The organism is Curtobacterium sp. MCBD17_026 (assembly GCF_003234895.2).
Lineage (GTDB): Bacteria > Actinomycetota > Actinomycetes > Actinomycetales > Microbacteriaceae > Curtobacterium > Curtobacterium flaccumfaciens.
On sequence record NZ_CP126281.1, the window covers coordinates 1619210 to 1637288 of the forward strand.

At 69.9% G+C, this 18079-nt stretch carries 12 protein-coding genes; 11 read left to right on the forward strand and 1 reads right to left on the reverse strand.

Annotation, left to right across the window (positions count from 1 at the left end; translation table 11 throughout):
* Window positions 1-37: 37 nt before the first annotated feature.
* From rpsA to DEI85_RS07630, 5 genes are all read left to right on the forward strand, one after another.
* Window positions 38-1513, forward strand: a complete 1476-nt coding sequence (gene rpsA / locus DEI85_RS07610; protein ID WP_027465699.1) for a 30S ribosomal protein S1 — start codon at window positions 38-40, stop codon at window positions 1511-1513.
* A gap of 92 nt (window positions 1514-1605) precedes the next feature.
* A complete protein-coding gene (coaE, locus tag DEI85_RS07615; protein WP_110862744.1) occupies window positions 1606-2208 on the forward strand; it encodes a dephospho-CoA kinase in 603 nt (200 codons plus the stop codon).
* Window positions 2205-3248 (forward strand): BPSS1187 family protein, encoded by a 1044-nt coding sequence (locus DEI85_RS07620; protein ID WP_111123659.1) that lies wholly within the window; start codon window positions 2205-2207, stop codon window positions 3246-3248. Before coaE ends, DEI85_RS07620 begins: the two co-directional genes overlap by 4 nt.
* A 22-nt stretch (window positions 3249-3270) precedes the next feature.
* A complete protein-coding gene (locus tag DEI85_RS07625) occupies window positions 3271-4767 on the forward strand; it encodes a class I adenylate-forming enzyme family protein (RefSeq protein WP_111123660.1) in 1497 nt (498 codons plus the stop codon).
* 14 nt (window positions 4768-4781) lie between these two features.
* Entirely contained in the window at window positions 4782-6059 is a 1278-nt protein-coding gene (locus DEI85_RS07630) for an acyltransferase (RefSeq protein ID WP_181436382.1), read from the forward strand.
* Between the two features lie 204 nt (window positions 6060-6263).
* Here the strand turns inward: DEI85_RS07630 and DEI85_RS07635 are convergent, their stop codons facing one another.
* Window positions 6264-7592 (reverse strand): MFS transporter, encoded by a 1329-nt coding sequence (locus tag DEI85_RS07635; RefSeq protein WP_111123662.1) that lies wholly within the window; start codon window positions 7590-7592, stop codon window positions 6264-6266.
* 170 nt (window positions 7593-7762) lie between these two features.
* Here DEI85_RS07635 and uvrB point away from each other — a divergent pair, with 170 nt between their 5' ends.
* From uvrB to whiA, 6 genes are all read left to right on the forward strand, one after another.
* Window positions 7763-9835, forward strand: a complete 2073-nt coding sequence (gene uvrB / locus DEI85_RS07640) for an excinuclease ABC subunit UvrB (RefSeq protein ID WP_110862762.1) — start codon at window positions 7763-7765, stop codon at window positions 9833-9835.
* The gene (locus tag DEI85_RS07645; protein WP_111123663.1) at window positions 9825-10742 is read left to right on the forward strand and encodes an SDR family NAD(P)-dependent oxidoreductase; all 918 of its coding nucleotides are present in this window, start codon (window positions 9825-9827) and stop codon (window positions 10740-10742) included. The genes uvrB and DEI85_RS07645 overlap by 11 nt, the downstream gene beginning before the upstream one ends.
* A gap of 48 nt (window positions 10743-10790) precedes the next feature.
* On the forward strand, window positions 10791-13832 hold the full coding sequence (uvrA, locus tag DEI85_RS07650; RefSeq protein WP_258370025.1) for an excinuclease ABC subunit UvrA: 3042 nt from the start codon (window positions 10791-10793) through the stop codon (window positions 13830-13832).
* The gene (gene uvrC / locus DEI85_RS07655) at window positions 13833-15863 is read left to right on the forward strand and encodes an excinuclease ABC subunit UvrC (protein ID WP_111123664.1); all 2031 of its coding nucleotides are present in this window, start codon (window positions 13833-13835) and stop codon (window positions 15861-15863) included. It abuts the gene before it with no gap.
* Window positions 15864-15966: 103 nt separating this feature from the next.
* Window positions 15967-16866 (forward strand): RNase adapter RapZ, encoded by a 900-nt coding sequence (gene rapZ, locus DEI85_RS07660; protein ID WP_027465691.1) that lies wholly within the window; start codon window positions 15967-15969, stop codon window positions 16864-16866.
* Window positions 16867-16941: 75 nt separating this feature from the next.
* Window positions 16942-17922, forward strand: coding sequence for a DNA-binding protein WhiA (gene whiA, locus DEI85_RS07665; RefSeq protein WP_027465690.1), 981 nt, complete (start codon window positions 16942-16944; stop codon window positions 17920-17922).
* The last annotated feature ends 157 nt before the right edge of the window (window positions 17923-18079 follow it).

The window sequence follows — 18079 nt, forward strand, 5'->3', positions numbered from 1 at the left end:
CATGGCCCGACTCATGTCCGTTCGGAGCAATCTCTACATGACAACCACTACGACCAAGGCTCCTAAGCAGGTCGCCATCAACGACATCGGTTCGGCTGATGACTTCCTGGCCGAGGTCGAGAAGACCCTGAAGTTCTTCAACGACGGTGATCTCATCTCCGGCACCGTCGTGAAGATCGACCGCGACGAGGTCCTCCTCGACGTCGGTTACAAGACCGAGGGCGTCATCCCCTCGCGCGAGCTCTCGATCAAGCACGACGTCGACCCCAACGAGGTCGTCGAGGTCGGCGACGAGGTCGAGGCCCTGGTTCTCCAGAAGGAGGACAAGGAAGGCCGCCTCATCCTGTCGAAGAAGCGCGCGCAGTACGAGCGTGCGTGGGGCGACGTCGAGAAGATCAAGGAGTCCGACGGCGTCGTGACCGGGACGGTCATCGAGGTCGTCAAGGGCGGTCTCATCGTCGACATCGGCCTCCGTGGCTTCCTCCCCGCCTCGCTCATCGAGCTCCGTCGTGTCCGCGACCTCACGCCGTACCTCGGCCAGGAGATCGAGGCCAAGATCCTCGAGCTCGACAAGAACCGCAACAACGTGGTCCTGTCGCGCCGTGCGCTCCTCGAGCAGACGCAGTCCGAGTCCCGGACGACGTTCCTCAACAACCTCCACAAGGGCCAGGTCCGCAAGGGCATCGTGTCCTCGATCGTCAACTTCGGTGCGTTCGTGGACCTCGGCGGCGTCGACGGTCTCGTCCACGTCTCCGAGCTCAGCTGGAAGCACATCGAGCACGCCAGCGAGGTCGTCGAGGTCGGTCAGGAAGTCACCGTCGAGATCCTCGAGGTCGACCTGGACCGCGAGCGCGTGTCGCTCTCGCTCAAGGCGACGCAGGAGGACCCGTGGCAGGTCTTCGCCCGCACCCACGCGATCGGTCAGATCGCACCGGGCAAGGTCACGAAGCTCGTCCCGTTCGGTGCCTTCGTCCGCGTTGCCGACGGCATCGAGGGCCTGGTGCACATCTCGGAGCTCTCGAACAAGCACGTCGAGCTCGCCGAGCAGGTCGTGTCGGTCAACGACGAGGTCTTCGTCAAGATCATCGACATCGACCTCGACCGTCGCCGCATCTCGCTGAGCCTCAAGCAGGCGAACGAGGGCGTCGACCCGGAGAGCGACGAGTTCGACCCGGCGCTCTACGGCATGCCGACCGAGTACGACGACAAGGGTGACTACAAGTACCCCGAGGGCTTCGACCCGGAGACCAACGAGTGGCTCGAGGGCTACGACACGCAGCGCACCGAGTGGGAGGGCCAGTACGCGGCCGCCCAGGCGCGTTGGGAAGCCCACAAGGCGCAGGTCGCGAAGACCATCGCCGACGAGGCGCAGGGTGGCTTCGACCTCCCGGCCACGGCTTCCTCGTCGTCGTCGACCTCGTCGTTCGCCGGCGAGACGGGTGGCGCAAGCCCCCTGGCCGACGACGCGTCGCTCGCTGCACTCCGCGAGAAGCTCAGCTCGACCAACAACTGATCGAGCGGTTCGTCCCGACCGGAAGCCCGGCACCCCTGACAGGGTGCCGGGCTTCCGGCGTTTCCGGGCATCGGGGTCGTTACCCTGTTGCCGTGCACATCATCGGACTCACGGGCGGCATCGCCGCGGGCAAGTCGACCGTCTCCCGACGCTGGACCGAGCACGGGGCAGTCGTCGTCGACGCCGACCGACTGGCGCGGGACGCCGTGGCACCGGGCAGCCCGGGCCTGGCGCAGGTCGCCGAGCGGTTCGGACCGTCGGTGATCGCCGCCGACGGTGCCCTCGACCGGCCGGCGCTCGGGTCGATCGTGTTCGCGGACCCCGCGGCGCGGAAGGACCTCGAAGCCATCACGCACCCCGAGGTCTGGCGGCTCGCGCAGCAGGCGTTCGACGCCGCCGAGGCCGCCGACCCCGACGCCGTGGTGGTCTACGACGTGCCGTTGCTCGCCGAGGCCCGCGGCTCGCGCCCGCTCCGGTTCGACGCGGTCGTGGTGGTCGACGCCCCCGCTGCGCAGCGCATCGAACGGCTCGTCGAGCACCGCGGGATGCCCCGTGACGAGGCCGAGCGTCGTGTCGCCGCCCAGGCGAGCGACGCAGACCGTCTCGCCCTCGCCGACCACGTCGTCGACGCCACCGGGACGCTCGAGCAGACGATCCGCTCCGCTGACGAGGTGTGGGCACGGATCACGGCATGAGCCACCGTCTGCTGCTGGTCCTCGCCGCGATCGTCCTCGTGGCGATCGGGGCCGGCTCGCTCGTCGCCGCGAACGTCCTCGGTGCCCAGCGAGTGGCGGACAACGGCCGGGTCGCGGTGCACGAGCGGCCGTCGGGTGACGAACGCGGGCCTCACGGGGAGTTCCACCGGTTCCGGCTCGGAACGGTGAACGGTGAGCGGCTCACCCCGAACCGCGACGACTTCGCCGCGCGCACGTCGGCCGACGGTCCGCTCCTGTTGTTCCTGCCCGCGACCCGGTCCCGTCCGGCCGAGTACCAGCGGTTCCTCGGGGCCGCGCTGGCGGACGGCTACCACGTGCTCGGCCTCGACTACTGGAACCTCGGTCGCACCCTGTCCGGCACGTGCGAGGCGGACGCGCGCTGCTACGGCATGGTCCAGCGGAACCGCTTCGACGGCACCCGGCCGTCGGAGTTCAGCGCGGTCAGTCCGGCCGGGTCCATCGTCTCGCGCTTCCGTGACGCCGTCGCGTACCTCGACGACCACGACCCCGACGGCGGCTGGGGGCGGTTCGTCCAGGGCGACGACCGCATCGTCTGGAACGACGTCGTCGTGGCCGGGCACTCGCAGGGCGGCGGAGAGGCGGCGTACATCGCGCACGTCCGCAGTGTCCACGGTGCGTTGATGTTCTCCTCGCCCGTCGAGTCCCGCGGGCCGTCGCACGCAGCGTGGATGGACCGCCCGGGCCGGACACCGGTCGACCGGATGTACGCCATCGACGACGTCCGTGACGCGTTCGGCCCCCGCATCACCGGTTCGTGGGACGTCCTCGGGCTGAGTGGCGTGTCCGGGCCGTTCGAGACGGACACCACCCCGCCCGTCGCCGGCGCGGACCCGCACGCGATCCTCACCGACCTCCGCGGCGACGGCAAGGCGCACTCCCTGATCATCAAGGACTCGACACCGCTCACCCGTGACGGCGTGCCCCGGATGCTCCCGCTCTGGCAGTGGATGCTGCACCGGTTCTCCACAGATCCCGCTGTTCCCTCCGACCGCTCATAGGGTCGGGCAATAGCCTTCTTGCGTGCAGCCCGTTCGCGATGAACCCGACCTGCGCTCGCTCATCCGTGCCCGTGCGGCCGGCGGGGGCGAGCGCCACTTCCTCGAGGATGCTCGCTCCGAGCGCGTCCTGACGTACCGTGCGCTCGACGACGCGGTCACCGCCTGGTCGCGGACCTTCGACGCGATCGGCATCGCCCCGTCGGGTGCCGTCCTGGTCGACGTGGGTGACCCGCTCGCGTTCGCGGTCGTGCACCTGAGCGCCGTCGCCGCAGGTCTCAGGGCGATCCCCGTCGACACCGGCCAGCCGGCCACCGAGCCCGGCCGTCTCGCCGACCTGATCGGGGGTGCGTCCATCGTCGTGTCCGACCGCTCGGTGGACGCGACCGTCCCCGGGGCGCCGGCCAGCGGGATCGACCCCGCCACGTTCCTCCCGACCGCCGTCCGTGACGGCGACCTGCCCGCCGACAGCCCGCACGCGCCGGGTCAGGGTTCCGTCGTGCTGTTCACCTCCGGGTCGACCGGCACACCGAAGGGCGTCGAGCTGCCCGAGACGCAGCTGCTGTTCGTCGCCCGTGCCGTCGCGCGGCACAACCGGCTCGTGCCGGAAGACCGCGGGTTCAACTCGTTGCCGCTGTTCCACGTCAACGCCGAGGTGGTCGGGCTGCTCGCGACGCTCGTCGCCGGCGCGACCCTGGTGCTCGACCGGCGCTTCCGTCGCACCGGGTTCTGGGACCTGCTCGCGGAACGCCGGATCACCTGGCTGAACGCCGTCCCGGCCGTCCTGGCCGTGCTGGCGAAGACCGGGCCGCTCGAGTTCCCGTCGGGCCTGCGGTTCGTGCGCAGCGCGTCGGCGCCGCTGCCCGATCCCGTGCGCGCCGCCCTCGGCGACGTGCCGCTCGTCGTGAGCTGGGGCATGACCGAGGGCGCCTCGCAGATCACGGCGACCCCGCTGGACGAACCGGCCCGGCCGGGTACCGTCGGGGTGCCGGTCGGGTCCGAGGTGCAGGTCCGCGGCGAGGACGGCTCGCTCCTGCGCGCCGACGAGATCGGCGCCCTGTGGGTGCGTGGTGCGGGGATCGTCCGCGGGTACCTGGGCGGGCGCGCGTCCGAGCGGTTCGACGCCGACGGCTGGCTCCACACCGGTGACGTCGGGTCCGTCAGCGCCGACGGCTGGGTGTCCCTGGCCGGGCGCTCCGACGACGTCATCAACCGCGGTGGCGAGAAGGTCTACCCGTCCGAGGTCGAGGACGTCCTGCTCGGCGACCCACGTGTGCTCGAGGCGGTCGTCGTCGGTCGCCCCGACGACGTGCTCGGTGCCGTCCCGATCGCCTACGTGATCCCGCAGCCCGACGAGCCCGTCGACCACGCAGCCCTCGTGGCCGACCTCGTGGCCCGGGCCGAGGCGCACCTGACCCGGTTCCGCCGACCTGTCGAGGTCATCGTCGTGCCCGACCTGCCGCGTGCGCCCACCGGCAAGGTGCAGCGCGCGAAGGTCCGGACCATGGCGCGACCCTCGTGAACGGACCATCACGCGTGTCGCCGGCGTCGGTCGGCGCTGAGCCGGGGGAGCAGACGCCGACGCGCACGGCCGCGGGCAAGCCCCGGCACCTGTACGAGGTCGACGTGCTCCGCATCCTCACGTTCGCGTGTGTGATCGGAGTGCACACCACGAGCCACACCGCCGCCGCCGACGACGTCGGGCTGAACGCGCTGCTCGCCCTGCTGCACTTCACCCGGTTGGTCTTCTTCTCGCTGACCGCGTTCGTGCTCGTGTACAGCTACACGTTGCGCCCGCGTCCGATGGCGCAGTTCTGGCCGAAGCGGTTCCTGCTCGTGGGCGTGCCGTACCTGGCGTGGTCGTTCCTCTACGTCGCGGCGGCGTGGCTGCTGAGCCCGACCCGCCGGGGCGACGTCCCGGACCTGGTGCGCACCGCGGCCGAGGGCATCGTCACCGGCACCTCGTGGTACCACCTGTACTTCCTGCTCGTGACGATGCAGGTGTACCTGCTCCTGCCGGTGATCGTCTGGCTGGTGCGCCGGACCCGCGGGCACCACGTGACCGTGCTGGTCGTGGCGTTCCTGGTCCAGCTGGTGGTGTTCGCCGGGTACAAGTACTTCCCGGCGAGCGACGCGTGGATGCACGGGTACCAGAAGCAGTTCTTCTTCTCGTACGTCTTCTTCATCGTCTCGGGGGCGATCGCCGCCGACCACGCGGACGCCTTCCTGCGGTTCATCCGGGTCCACCGCCGTTCGGTCCTGTGGGCCTTCGCCGGTGTCGGGGGGCTCACCCTGGGCGTGTGGGCGCTGCAGGTCGGCCTCGGGCAGTCCCTCTACGCCGCGGGGACACCGCTGCAGCCGATCCAGGTGGTCTGGAGCACCGCGGTGTTCGTCGGGTTCCTGGCGATCGGCGCCGCGTGGGCGGACCGCCGGCGACCCGGCAGCCGGGCCGCCCGTTTCGTCGACTACGCGTCCGATCGCTCGTTCGGCATCTTCCTGAGCCACCCGTTCGTCATCTGGATCCTGCTCTTCGGCGACAGCTGGCTCGAGGCCGTCGTGCCACGGCCGTGGCTCACCCTCGTCACGTACGTGCTCGTGTTGGTCATGTCCGTCGCGGTGACCGAGCTGTTCCGGTGGACGCCGCTCAGCGTGCCGCTGACCGGCCGGCCGTCGTTGTCCTCGCGGGCGTCGCGAGCGGCGCGGGCGCGTCGTTCCGCAGGCGCGGCGGTGCCCCGGCGGTCGCCGGAACCGGTGGAGCCGGACGACGCCCTCGTCGGCGAGACCGACGACGTCGGGCGGCGCGCGGCGCGCTGAGCGCCGCGCGCGCGGCGCAGCTCTGGGAGGTCCCGTCCGTGGTGCGACGGCGGCGCCATCGCACCGGGTCCGGAACCCCGCACCAGCCGTGCGGGGCGGTGGACGCGTGGCGGGCGGCCGGGAGGCGCGGGGCGGGCCCGACCCGTGCCTCCCGGCCGTCGCGCGCGGACCACCAGGGCCGGCGCACGTTCCGCGCGTCGCCCGTCAGGCCGGGCGCTGCTCGGCCTTCGGGGTGCCGATCTCGAGCACGCCGTCGGTGGAGGTCAGCCGCTGCGGCTTCATGAACCAGGCGACGACGGCCGCGGCTCCGAGCAGGACGCAGGAGAGCGCGAAGGGCACCTGCCAGCCCGAGGCGTCGATGAGCAGGCCGAACACGATGGGCGAGACCACCCCGGCGATGCCGAACCCGGTGTTCATGAAGCCCGAGGCCGTGCCGGACCACTGCGGCGCGACGTCCATCGGGATCGCCCAGAGGTTGGCGTTGCAGAGTTCGAGGAAGAAGAACGACAGGGCCAGCGAGATCGTCGCGACGAGCAGGCCCTGCCCGATCACGAGCGGGATGAGGCAGAGGAGCGAGCCGCCGAGTCCGATCACCAGGATGATCCGGCGGGCGTTCCGGGTGTTCCCGCCGCGGTGGATGATGCGGTCACTGAGCATCCCGCCGACCGTGTCCCCGACGACACCGGCCAGCAGGATGAGGGTGGTGAACAGGGCGAAGTCGCCGATCTCCAGGCCGTAGGTGGAGCTGAGGAACGTCGGGAGCCACGTGAGGAACACCCAGAGGGTCCAGCCGTACCCGAAGTCGACGAAGGTGACCGGCAGGATCTGCTTCGCCATCTGCCGCCACGGCACCGGGGGACGGGTCGCACGGGTCTCGACCGGCGGGAGCTCGGCGAGCTCGACCTGCGTGATGCCCTTCGCGGACTCGGGCTTGTCGCGGAACCAGACGAACCAGACGACGGCCCACGCCAGGGACAGCACCGCGGTGGCGAAGAACGCCCAGCGCCAGCTTCCCGTCGCGCCGATCACCCACGCGACGATGAGCGGGGCCAGGGCGTTGCCGAGCCGGGCGGCCGAGTGGACCACGCCCTGGGCGAAGCCGTTCCGGTCGCGGGGGATCCAGCGGCTCATCGCCTGGGTGGCGGTCGGGAACGCGGCGGCCTCGCTCAGGCCGAGCAGCGCACGAGCAGCGAACAGGGTCCAGAAGCCGACGGCGAAGCCGGTCCAGAGCGTCGCGACGCCCCAGATCACCGTGATGACGAAGAGTGCCCGGCGCGGGCCGAACTTCTCGCTGATCGTGCCGCCGAACACCTGCAGCAGGGCGTACGGCAACGAGAAGGCGGAGACGATGAGGCCGGCGGTCGCCTCGTTGAACCCGAACTCCTCGGTGATGTGCGGCAGCGCCGTCGAGATGTTCGTCCGGTCGATGTACGAGATCGCGTACATGCAGCAGAGCAGGACGAGCACACGCCCGCGGATGCGTCCGCGGAACGGGGTGCCCTTGATCGGTGCGGCCGGGGTCGCCGTGGTCATGAGGCCTCTTCGGGGGAGTGGGAAGGAGTCGGGTGGCTGATCGGATCGAACGGTATGCCCGGTGGCCATCAGTCGACTTGGAGCCCGCTTGCAGCGGACAATACGCCGAGGGCGAGCAGGGGTCCTCGATGTCAGGGGTGCCGACTACCGTTGTCCCCATGGGTGTTGCGATCGAACCGACCCGAGCGGTACGTCCGTTCGAGGTCATCAGCGAGTACTCGCCGAGTGGCGACCAGCCCGCGGCCATCGCGGAACTCGCCGGACGGATCAACGCCGGTGAGACCGACGTCGTGCTGCTGGGTGCGACCGGTACCGGCAAGTCGGCGACGACCGCGTGGCTCATCGAGCAGGTGCAGCGGCCGACGCTCGTGCTCGCGCACAACAAGACCCTCGCGGCCCAGCTCGCCAACGAGTTCCGCAGCCTGATGCCGAACAACGCGGTCGAGTACTTCGTCTCGTACTACGACTACTACCAGCCCGAGGCGTACGTCCCGCAGACCGACACCTTCATCGAGAAGGACTCCTCGGTCAACGCCGAGGTCGAACGGCTCCGGCACTCGACGACGAACTCGCTGCTCAGCCGCCGCGACAGCGTCGTGGTGTCGACGGTCTCCTGCATCTACGGCCTGGGGACGCCCGAGCAGTACATGAACGCGTCGGTCGCACTCCACGTGGGTCAGACGATCTCCCGCGACCAGCTGGTGCGCAAGTTCGTCGCGATGCAGTACCAGCGCAACGACGTCGACTTCGCCCGTGGCACGTTCCGGGTCCGCGGCGACACCATCGAGATCATCCCGATGTACGAAGAGCACGCCATCCGCATCGAGATGTTCGGCGACGAGGTCGAGGCGCTCTCGTCGCTGCACCCCCTCACCGGCAACGTCATCGACGACCTGCCTGCCGTGTCGATCTTCCCGGCTTCGCACTACGTCGCCGACACCGACGTGATGCACCGCGCGATCGCCTCCATCAAGGAAGAACTCGCGGAACGGCTCGCCGAGCTCGAGGGCCAGGGCAAGCTGCTCGAGGCCCAGCGACTCCGCATGCGCACCACGTTCGACATCGAGATGATGGAGCAGATCGGGTTCTGCTCCGGCATCGAGAACTACTCGCGGCACATGGACGGCCGTGGTCCGGGCGAGGCGCCGCACTGCCTCATCGACTACTTCCCCGACGACTTCCTCCTGGTCATCGACGAGTCGCACGTCACCGTGCCGCAGATCGGCGCGATGTACGAAGGCGACGCCTCGCGGAAGCGCACGCTCGTCGAGCACGGCTTCCGTCTGCCGAGCGCTATGGACAACCGCCCGCTCAAGTGGGAGGAGTTCCTCGACCGCGTCGGCCAGAAGGTCTTCCTGTCGGCGACGCCCGGCAAGTACGAGCTCGGGATCACGGACAGCGTGGTCGAGCAGATCATCCGCCCGACGGGTCTGATCGACCCCGAGATCGTGGTCAAGCCGAGCGACGGCCAGATCGACGACCTGCTCGAGGAGATCAAGCAGCGGGTCGAGAAGGACGAGCGCGTCCTCGTCACCACGCTGACCAAGCGCATGGCCGAGGAACTCACCGACTTCCTCGGGAACGCCGGTGTCCGCGTCCGGTACCTGCACTCCGACGTCGACACCCTCAAGCGCGTCGAGCTGCTGACCGAGCTGCGGCAGGGTGTCTACGACGTGCTCGTCGGCATCAACCTGCTGCGCGAGGGGCTCGACCTGCCCGAGGTGTCGCTCGTGGCGATCCTCGACGCCGACAAGGAAGGCTTCCTCCGCTCGTCGACGTCGCTCATCCAGACGATCGGTCGCGCTGCCCGCAACGTGTCGGGCCAGGTGCTCATGTACGCCGACAAGATGACCGACTCGATGAAGACCGCGATCGAGGAGACCGATCGCCGTCGTGAGAAGCAGGTCGCCTACAACCTGGAGCGCGGCATCGACCCCCAGCCGCTGCGCAAGAAGATCGCGGACATCACCGAGGTCCTGCAGCGCGAGAACGACGACACGAAGGCGCTCCTGCAGGGTCGCCCCGGCACCGACGGCCGTCGGTCGCCCACGCCGAACCTCAAGCGCGGCGGCATCGCGGGCGAGGGCGCGACGCAGCTCGGTGCCACCATCGCCGACCTGAACGACCAGATGCTGCAGGCTGCGGCCGAGCTGAAGTTCGAGCTCGCGGCGCGACTGCGCGACGAGGTGCAGGACCTGAAGAAGGCCCTGCGCCAGATGGAGTCGGCCGGGCATGTCAGCTGACGGCGCCCGCACGGTCGTCGTCACCGGCGCGAGTGCCGGGCTCGGGTACCACGCCGCCGAGCAGCTCGCCGCGGCGGGGCACCGCGTGGTGCTGGCCACGCGCGACCGTGACCGGGCGGACGCCGCCGAGCGCAGCATCCGACGGCACGTCGACGGAGCCTCGCTCGCCCACGTCCACCTCGACCTCGCCGACCTCGACTCGGTCAACGCCGCCGCCGACGAACTCGCCGCGCTGGAACCCGACGGCGTCGACGCGGTCGTGAACAACGCCGGGGTCGTCGGGGCGTCCACGCCGGGGAGCACGGCGCAGGGCACCGAACTGCAGATCGGCACGAACCACCTGGGACACTTCGCGTGGACCGCCCTGGTCCTGCCCCTGCTCGAACGACGAGCCGGCCGGGTCGTGCACCTCGGGTCGATCGCCCACCGGTTCGCACAGCTCGACACGATCGATCCACTCGGGGTCGGTCGGTACTCGAGCCACCGCCAGTACGCCAGGAGCAAGCTCGCGGTGATGCTGTTCGGCTTCGAGCTCGCCGAACGACTGGCCGACTCGGGGTCGTCCGTGTCGAGCGTCGTCGCGCACCCCGGCCTGTCGCTCGACCGACTGTCACCGGCCCGCCCGGACGTCAGCCCGACACGACCCGAACCCGAGTGGATCCGCCCGGCGCAGCGCATCGTCGCCCAGGGCAAGGACGTCGGCGCCCAGCCGCTCGTGCACGTGGCCGTCGGTGCGGACGTGCGCTCGGGGGAGTACTGGGGCCCGGCGGGCTGGATGCAGCTCCGTGGTCCGGCCACGGTGGTCGCGGCCGAACCACGGGCGCACGACCGTACGGTCGCAGCGCAGCTCTGGGCGGCGAGCGAGCGCGCATCCGGTGTCGCGTTCGCTCTCGACGCACTCGTCTGACCCTCCATCCCGGCCGAATGTCGGTGCCGCTTCGTAGAATCGACGACGATGACCATCACCTCTGACCCCGGTACCTCGACGTCGGGCCGGAACGCCTTCGGCGAGCCCGCTGACCTCCACCTCCCCGGCGGGACCGCACCGCACAGCACCTCCACGCTCAGCGTGCGCGGCGCCCGCGTGCACAACCTCCGTGACGTCGACCTCGAGATCCCGCGCGACTCGCTCGTCGTCTTCACCGGCCTGTCCGGGTCGGGCAAGTCCTCGCTGGCGTTCGACACGATCTTCGCCGAGGGGCAGCGCCGGTACGTCGAGTCGCTGTCCGCCTACGCGCGCCAGTTCCTCGGCCAGGTCGACCGTCCCGACGTCGACTTCATCGAGGGGCTCTCGCCGGCGGTCTCGATCGACCAGAAGTCGACGAACCGCAACCCCCGGTCGACGGTCGGCACGATCACCGAGGTCTACGACTACATGCGTCTGCTCTGGGCGCGCATCGGGGTCCCGCACTGCCCGACGTGTGGCGAGGTGATCAGCAAGCAGACCGTGCAGCAGATCGCCGACCAGCTCATGCAGTTCGAGACCGGCACCCGGTTCCAGGTCCTCGCGCCCGTCATCTCCAAGAAGAAGGGCGAGTTCGTCGACCTCTTCCAAGAACTCGCGGCGTCCGGCTACGCCCGTGCGATCGTGGACGGGGAGCGCATCCAGCTCAGCGACCCGCCCAAGCTCAAGAAGCAGGTCAAGCACGACATCTCGGTCATCGTCGACCGCCTGGTGGCGAGCGACGACATCCTCGGTCGTCTCACCGACTCGCTCGAGACCGCCCTGCGGTTGACCGACGGCACCGTCGGCATCGACCTGGTGGACCACGAGGGGCCCGGAGCGGTCCGGACCTACTCCGAGAACCTCTCGTGCCCGAACAACCACCCGCTCGCGCTCACCGAGATCGAGCCGCGCACGTTCTCGTTCAACGCGCCGTTCGGTGCGTGCCCCGAGTGCTCCGGCCTCGGCACGCGCATGTCGGTCGACCCCGACCTGGTGCTCGGCGACCCCGAGGCCTCGTTGCGCGACGGCGTCCTGCTGCCCTGGACCGGGACGAGCGGGCTGTACTCCTACTTCGACAAGCTGCTCGGCGGCCTCGGCAAGGAGCTCGGCTTCTCCCTCGACACCCCGTGGAACCAGCTCGACCCCGCGGTGCAGGCGTCGATCCTGACCGGCAAGGACTTCCAGGTGTCGGTCTCCTGGCGCAACCGGTTCGGCCGCGAGATGCGGTACACGAGCGGGTTCGAGGGCGTCATGCCCTACATCGAGCGCAAGTTCGCCGAGGCCGAGTCGGACTCGCAGCGGCAGCGCTTCCAGGGCTACCTGCGCGAGGTCCCGTGCCCGGTGTGCGAGGGAACCCGTCTCAAGCCCGAGGTGCTCGCGGTGACGGTCAACGACCGCAGCATCGCGGACGTCACCGACATGTCGCTCGACAACGCGTACGCGTTCATGGACGAGCTGACGCTGACCGACCGTGAAGCGCACATCGCCGCCGCGGTCCTCCGCGAGATCCGTGCACGCCTCGAGTTCCTGCTCGAGGTCGGTCTGAACTACCTCACGCTGGCACGTGGTGCCGGTGGTCTGTCCGGCGGTGAGGCGCAGCGCATCCGTTTGGCGACGCAGATCGGCTCCGGGCTGACCGGAGTGCTCTACGTGCTCGACGAGCCGAGCATCGGCCTGCACCAGCGCGACAACCGTCGACTCATCGACACGCTGGTCAAGCTCAAGGACCTCGGCAACACGCTCATCGTCGTCGAGCACGACGAGGACACGATCCGCACGGCCGACTGGGTCGTCGACATCGGACCCGGCGCCGGTGTGAACGGCGGCAACGTGGTGCACTCCGGCTCGTACGAGGGCATCATCGAGAACCGTGAGTCGATCACCGGTGACTACCTCGCCGGCCGACGCGCGATCGAGGTGCCGGCCGAGCGCCGCAAGGTCAACCTGAAGCGCGCCATCACCGTGCAGGGCGCCCGCGCGAACAACCTCAAGTCGATCGACGCGGACTTCCCCCTCGGTGTGTTCACCGCGGTCACGGGCGTGAGTGGTTCCGGCAAGTCGACGCTGGTGAACGACATCCTGTACAAGGTGCTCGCCAACCAGCTCAACGGCGCACGGCACATCGCGGGAAAGCACACCCGGGTGAAGGGCCTCGACCAGCTCGACAAGGTCGTGCACGTCGACCAGGCACCGATCGGCCGCACGCCACGGTCGAACCCCGCGACCTACACGGGCGTGTTCGACCGCATCCGTCAGCTGTTCGCCGAGACGCAGGAGGCCAAGACCCGTGGCTACCAGCCCGGCCGCTTCAGCTTCAACGTCAAGGGCGGCCGCTGCGAGAACTGCGCGGGCGACGGCACGATCAAGATCGAGATGAACTTCCTGCCCGACGTCTACGTCGCGTGCGAGGTCTGCGGTGGTGCGCGCTACAACCGCGAGACGCTCCAGGTGCACTACAAGGGCAAGAACATCTCCGAGGTCCTCGACATGCCGATCAGTGAGGCGGCCGAGTTCTTCGAGCCGATCTCGGCGATCCACCGGTACATGGCGACCCTCGTCGACGTGGGCCTCGGCTACGTGCGCCTGGGCCAGAGCGCGACCACGCTCTCCGGCGGCGAGGCGCAGCGCGTCAAGCTCGCCACCGAGTTGCAGCGCCGCTCGAACGGCCGCACGGTCTACGTGCTCGACGAGCCGACCACCGGTCTGCACTTCGAGGACGTCCGCAAGCTGCTCCTCGTGCTGCAGAGCCTGGTCGACAAGGGCAACACCGTCATCACGATCGAGCACAACCTCGACGTCATCAAGTCCGCCGACTGGCTGATCGACATGGGACCCGAGGGCGGTTCCGGTGGTGGCACGGTCCTGGCGACGGGCACCCCGGAACACGTGGCGACCGTGCCGGAGAGCCACACCGGTGTCTTCCTGCGCGAGATCTTCGACGCGCAGGACGCCCGGGTCGGCAAGCAGCAGGCGGTCGGCGCACGCCAGGCCACCCAGAAGCAGCAGGGCACGACCAAGCAGGCGAGCAAGCAGAAGGCGGGTGCTCGGTAGGTGGCGGACACCGTCCCGTGGCGTCCGAAGGCGGGGGAGATCCCGACCGACCCGGGCGTCTACCGCTGGCGTGACGAAGCCGGTCGGGTGCTCTACGTCGGCAAGGCGAAGAACCTCCGCGCCCGGCTGAGCAACTACTTCGCACCGTTGCCGACGCTGCACGAGCGCACCCGGCGCATGGTCCTGACGGCGCGCAGTGTCGAGTGGACGACGGTCGGCTCCGAGATCGAGGCGCTCCAGCTGGAGTACACCTGGATCAAGGAGTTCGACCCGCCGTTCAACGTCAAGTTCCGCGACGACAAGTCGTACCCGTACATGGCGGTCACCCTGGGTGACGAAGCGCCGCGGGTGATGGTGACGCGCAACCGCAAGATCAAAGGTGCGAAGTACTTCGGTCCGTACCCGAAGATCTGGGCGGTGCACGACACCATCGACCTGATGATCAAGGTGTTCCCGATCCGCACGTGTTCGGACTCGTCGTACAAGAAGGCGATGCAGACCGGCCGCCCGTGCTTCCCGGGGCAGATCGGCAAGTGCGGCGGCCCCTGCTCGCAGAAGGTCACGATCGAGGAGCACCGTGCCCTCGTCGAGGAGTTCGTACGCTTCATGAACTCGTACGACCGTCGGGTCATCACCGAGCTCCGGCAGCGCATGGGGGCCTCGGCGGACGCGATGCAGTACGAGCAGGCCGCGAAGTACCGCGACCAGGTCGAGGCGCTCGAAGCCGTGCTCGAGAAGTCCGCCGTGGTGCTCCGCGACTCGGTCGACCTCGACCTGTTCGGCATCGCGGAGGACGAGCTCGCCGCGGCCGTGCAGCTGTTCTCGGTCCGTGGTGGTCGCATCCGCGGTGTCCGCGGCTGGGTGGTCGACAAGGAGCTCGACATCGCCACGGGCGACCTCGTCGAGCAGATCGTGCAGGGTGTCTACGTCACCGACGAGCCCCCGCGCGAGGTCGTCGTCCCCGAGCTGCCGGAGGACGCGGACGCGCTCCAGGAGTGGCTCAGCAAGCGCCGGAACGGGCGCGGTACGAAGCTCAGCACGGCACAGCGCGGCGATCGTGCCGGTCTCGCGCGGACGGCCGCGCAGAACGCCGGGCAGGCGCTCATGCTCTACAAGACCAAGCGTTCGGCCGACTACACGACGCGGGCCGCGGCACTGGCCGACATCCAGGACGCCCTCGGCATGACCGAGGCGCCGCTCCGCATGGAGTGCTACGACATCTCGCACCTGCAAGGCACCAACGTCGTCGCGTCGATGGTGGTGTTCGAGGACGGTCTGCCGCGCAAGGACCAGTACCGCCGGTACTCGATCGCCGAGACCACCGACGACACCGACAGCATGTACCAGGTGCTCTCGCGGCGCTTGGCGCGGCTGGACGAGGACGCCGAGCTGCCGGACGTCCCGGACGTCACGACCGACGAGATCGTCGAGGGGTCGAAGCCGACGAAGCGGTTCGCGTACCGCCCGCAGCTGCTCATCGTCGACGGTGGCCAGCCCCAGGTGCAGGCAGCGAAGCGCGCGATGGACGAAGCCGGCGTGCACGACATCGCCCTGGTCGGCATCGCGAAGCGGCTCGAGGAGCTCTGGCTGCCCGACGACGACTTCCCGGTCATCCTGCCCCGCAACTCCGAGGCGCTCTTCCTCATCCAGCGCATCCGTGACGAGGCGCACCGGTTCGCGATCACCCACCAGCGCAGCAAGCGGAAGCGTGACGTCCGGTCGCGGCTGTCCGAGATCCCCGGTCTCGGTCCGAGCCGCGTCAACGCCCTGCTGAAGCACTTCGGCTCGGTGGCCCGGCTGCGCGAGGCCACGGCCGAGGACATCGGCGAGGTGAACGGGATCGGCCCGGCGACCGCTGCCGCGGTGGTCTCGAAGCTGGCCCAGACGCCGACGAGCGCACCCGCCACGAGCGCGTCGAGCGCCCCCGAACCGGACGCCGACGCGATCACGGACACCGGAACCGGAACCGATCCCGGAGGCCCGGTGCGGGTCCCCGAGGTGACCGACGACGGTCCGCAGCGACCGTCGTGACGAACCCCGCGCCTCCCGGCCGTCACCGGGCGGTAGCCTGGTCCGGCAGCCGAGACCTCCCCGGGCGACGCGCCCGGGCCGCCACGACGGAGCCCACTCCCAGATGACCGACAGCGCCACCGCGACCACCCACGCGTCGCAGCACGACATCCTCATCGTCACCGGCATGTCCGGGGCCGGGCGGTCCACCGTCGGCAAGGCCCTCGAAGACCTGGGCTGGTACGTCGTCGACAACCTGCCCACGCAGATGCTGGCCCCGCTGACCGAGCTGGCCGACCGCGCGGGGGAGAAGATCCCGAAGATCGCCACCGTGGTCGACGTCCGTGGTGGACGGTTCTTCACCGACCCCGAGCACGCGGTCGAGCAGGTCCGCTCGAGCACGTCCGCGCGGGTCCGGGTGCTGTTCCTCGAGGCCACCGACGCCGTGCTGGTCCGGCGCTTCGAGCAGGTCCGTCGACCCCATCCGCTCCAGGGCGAGGACACCCTGCTCGACGGCATCGCCCGCGAGCGGGCGCGTCTCGCCGGCCTGCGCGAGGCGTCCGACGTCGTGATCGACACCTCCGACCTCAACATCCACCAGCTCGCGAACACCGTGATCGAACACTTCGCCGACGAGCACTTCGTGGGTGTCCAGGTCACGCTGATGAGCTTCGGGTTCAAGTACGGACTGCCCGCCGACGCCGACATGGTGGCCGACGTGCGGTTCCTCCCGAACCCCTACTGGGTGCCGGAACTGCGGCCCCACACCGGGCTCGACCAGCCGGTCTCGGACTACGTGCTGGCCCAGGCCGGAGCCCGTCCGTTCGTCGATCGCTACGCCTCCGTCCTCGAGCCGGTGTTCGAGGGGTACCAGCGCGAGAACAAAAGACACGCTACGATCGCCATCGGCTGTACCGGCGGGAAGCACCGCTCGGTCGCCATCGTCGCCGAGTTGGCGAACCTCCTCCGCGGGATGCCAGGCGTCGCCGTGCGTGTGAAGAACCGAGATCTCGGCCGGGAGTGACCGTCCCTCCGGCCGCTCCCACGCCCGTGCCGCCGGATCTGCGGGAACCACTGAACGAACGTTAGGAATGATGCTGTGCCGTTGACTGCCGAGGTCAAGGACGAACTGGCCAGGGTCGCCGTGAACCGCAACACGGTCCGCGCCGCCGAACTGGCCACGATCCTCCGGTTCGCAGGTGGTCTGCACGTCATCTCGGGCCGCATCGCGGTCGAGGTCGAGCTCGACACCCGGATCATCGTGCACCGGGTCCGCAAGGACCTCGCCGAGCTCTACGGCGTGCGCAGCGAGGCGTCGGTGGGGTCGTCCGCGTCCGCCCGCCGTGGCACCCGCTACCTGGTCCGCGTGCTCGAGGCGGGGGAGACCCTCGCCCGCCAGACCGGCTTGATGGACGCCCGTCGTCGCCCCGTCCGTGGGCTGCCGAACCGCCTGACCACGGGCAACCGCGAGGACCTGGCCGCCATCTGGCGCGGCGCCTTCCTCGCCTCCGGCACCCTGACCGACCCGGGTCGGGCTGCCGCGCTCGAGGTCACGTGCCCCGGCAACGAGGCCGCGATGGCCCTCGTCGGTGCCGCGTCGCGTCTCGGGGTCGCCGCCAAGGGCCGCGAGGTCCGCGGGGTGCACCGCGTCGTCATCCGCGACGGCGAGGCCATCGGTCAGATGCTGACCGTCATGGGGGCCGCGCGCACCACCGCCGACTGGGAGGAGATGCGCCAGCGCCGCGAGGTCCGTGCGACCGCGAACCGCCTGGTCAACTTCGACGACGCGAACCTCCGCCGTTCCGCGCAGGCCGCCGTGGCCGCCTGCGCCCGGGTCGAGCGTGCGCTCGAGATCCTCGGCGACGAGGTCCCTGACCACCTGCAGTACGCCGGCACACTGCGCCTGCAGCACCGCGACGCCTCGCTCGACGAGCTCGGCCAGCACGCGGACCCGCCCATGACCAAGGACGCCATCGCCGGCCGCATCCGTCGCCTGCTGGCGATGGCCGACAAGCGGGCCTCCGACCTCGGCATCCCGGGCACCGAAGCGAGCGTTCCCGAGGAGCTCGAAGGGGCCTGACACGGGTCTGTCGACCCTGCGGACGGGAGGCGCGGTGCCAGCTGGCACCGCGCCTCCCGTCCGTTTCACGGCCCGTTCTCGGACCCGTTCCCGGCCTGGTCGGCGACCGTCCGGACGGACCGTCATCACGCTCGGGCACGCAGTGTCCGACTGCTAG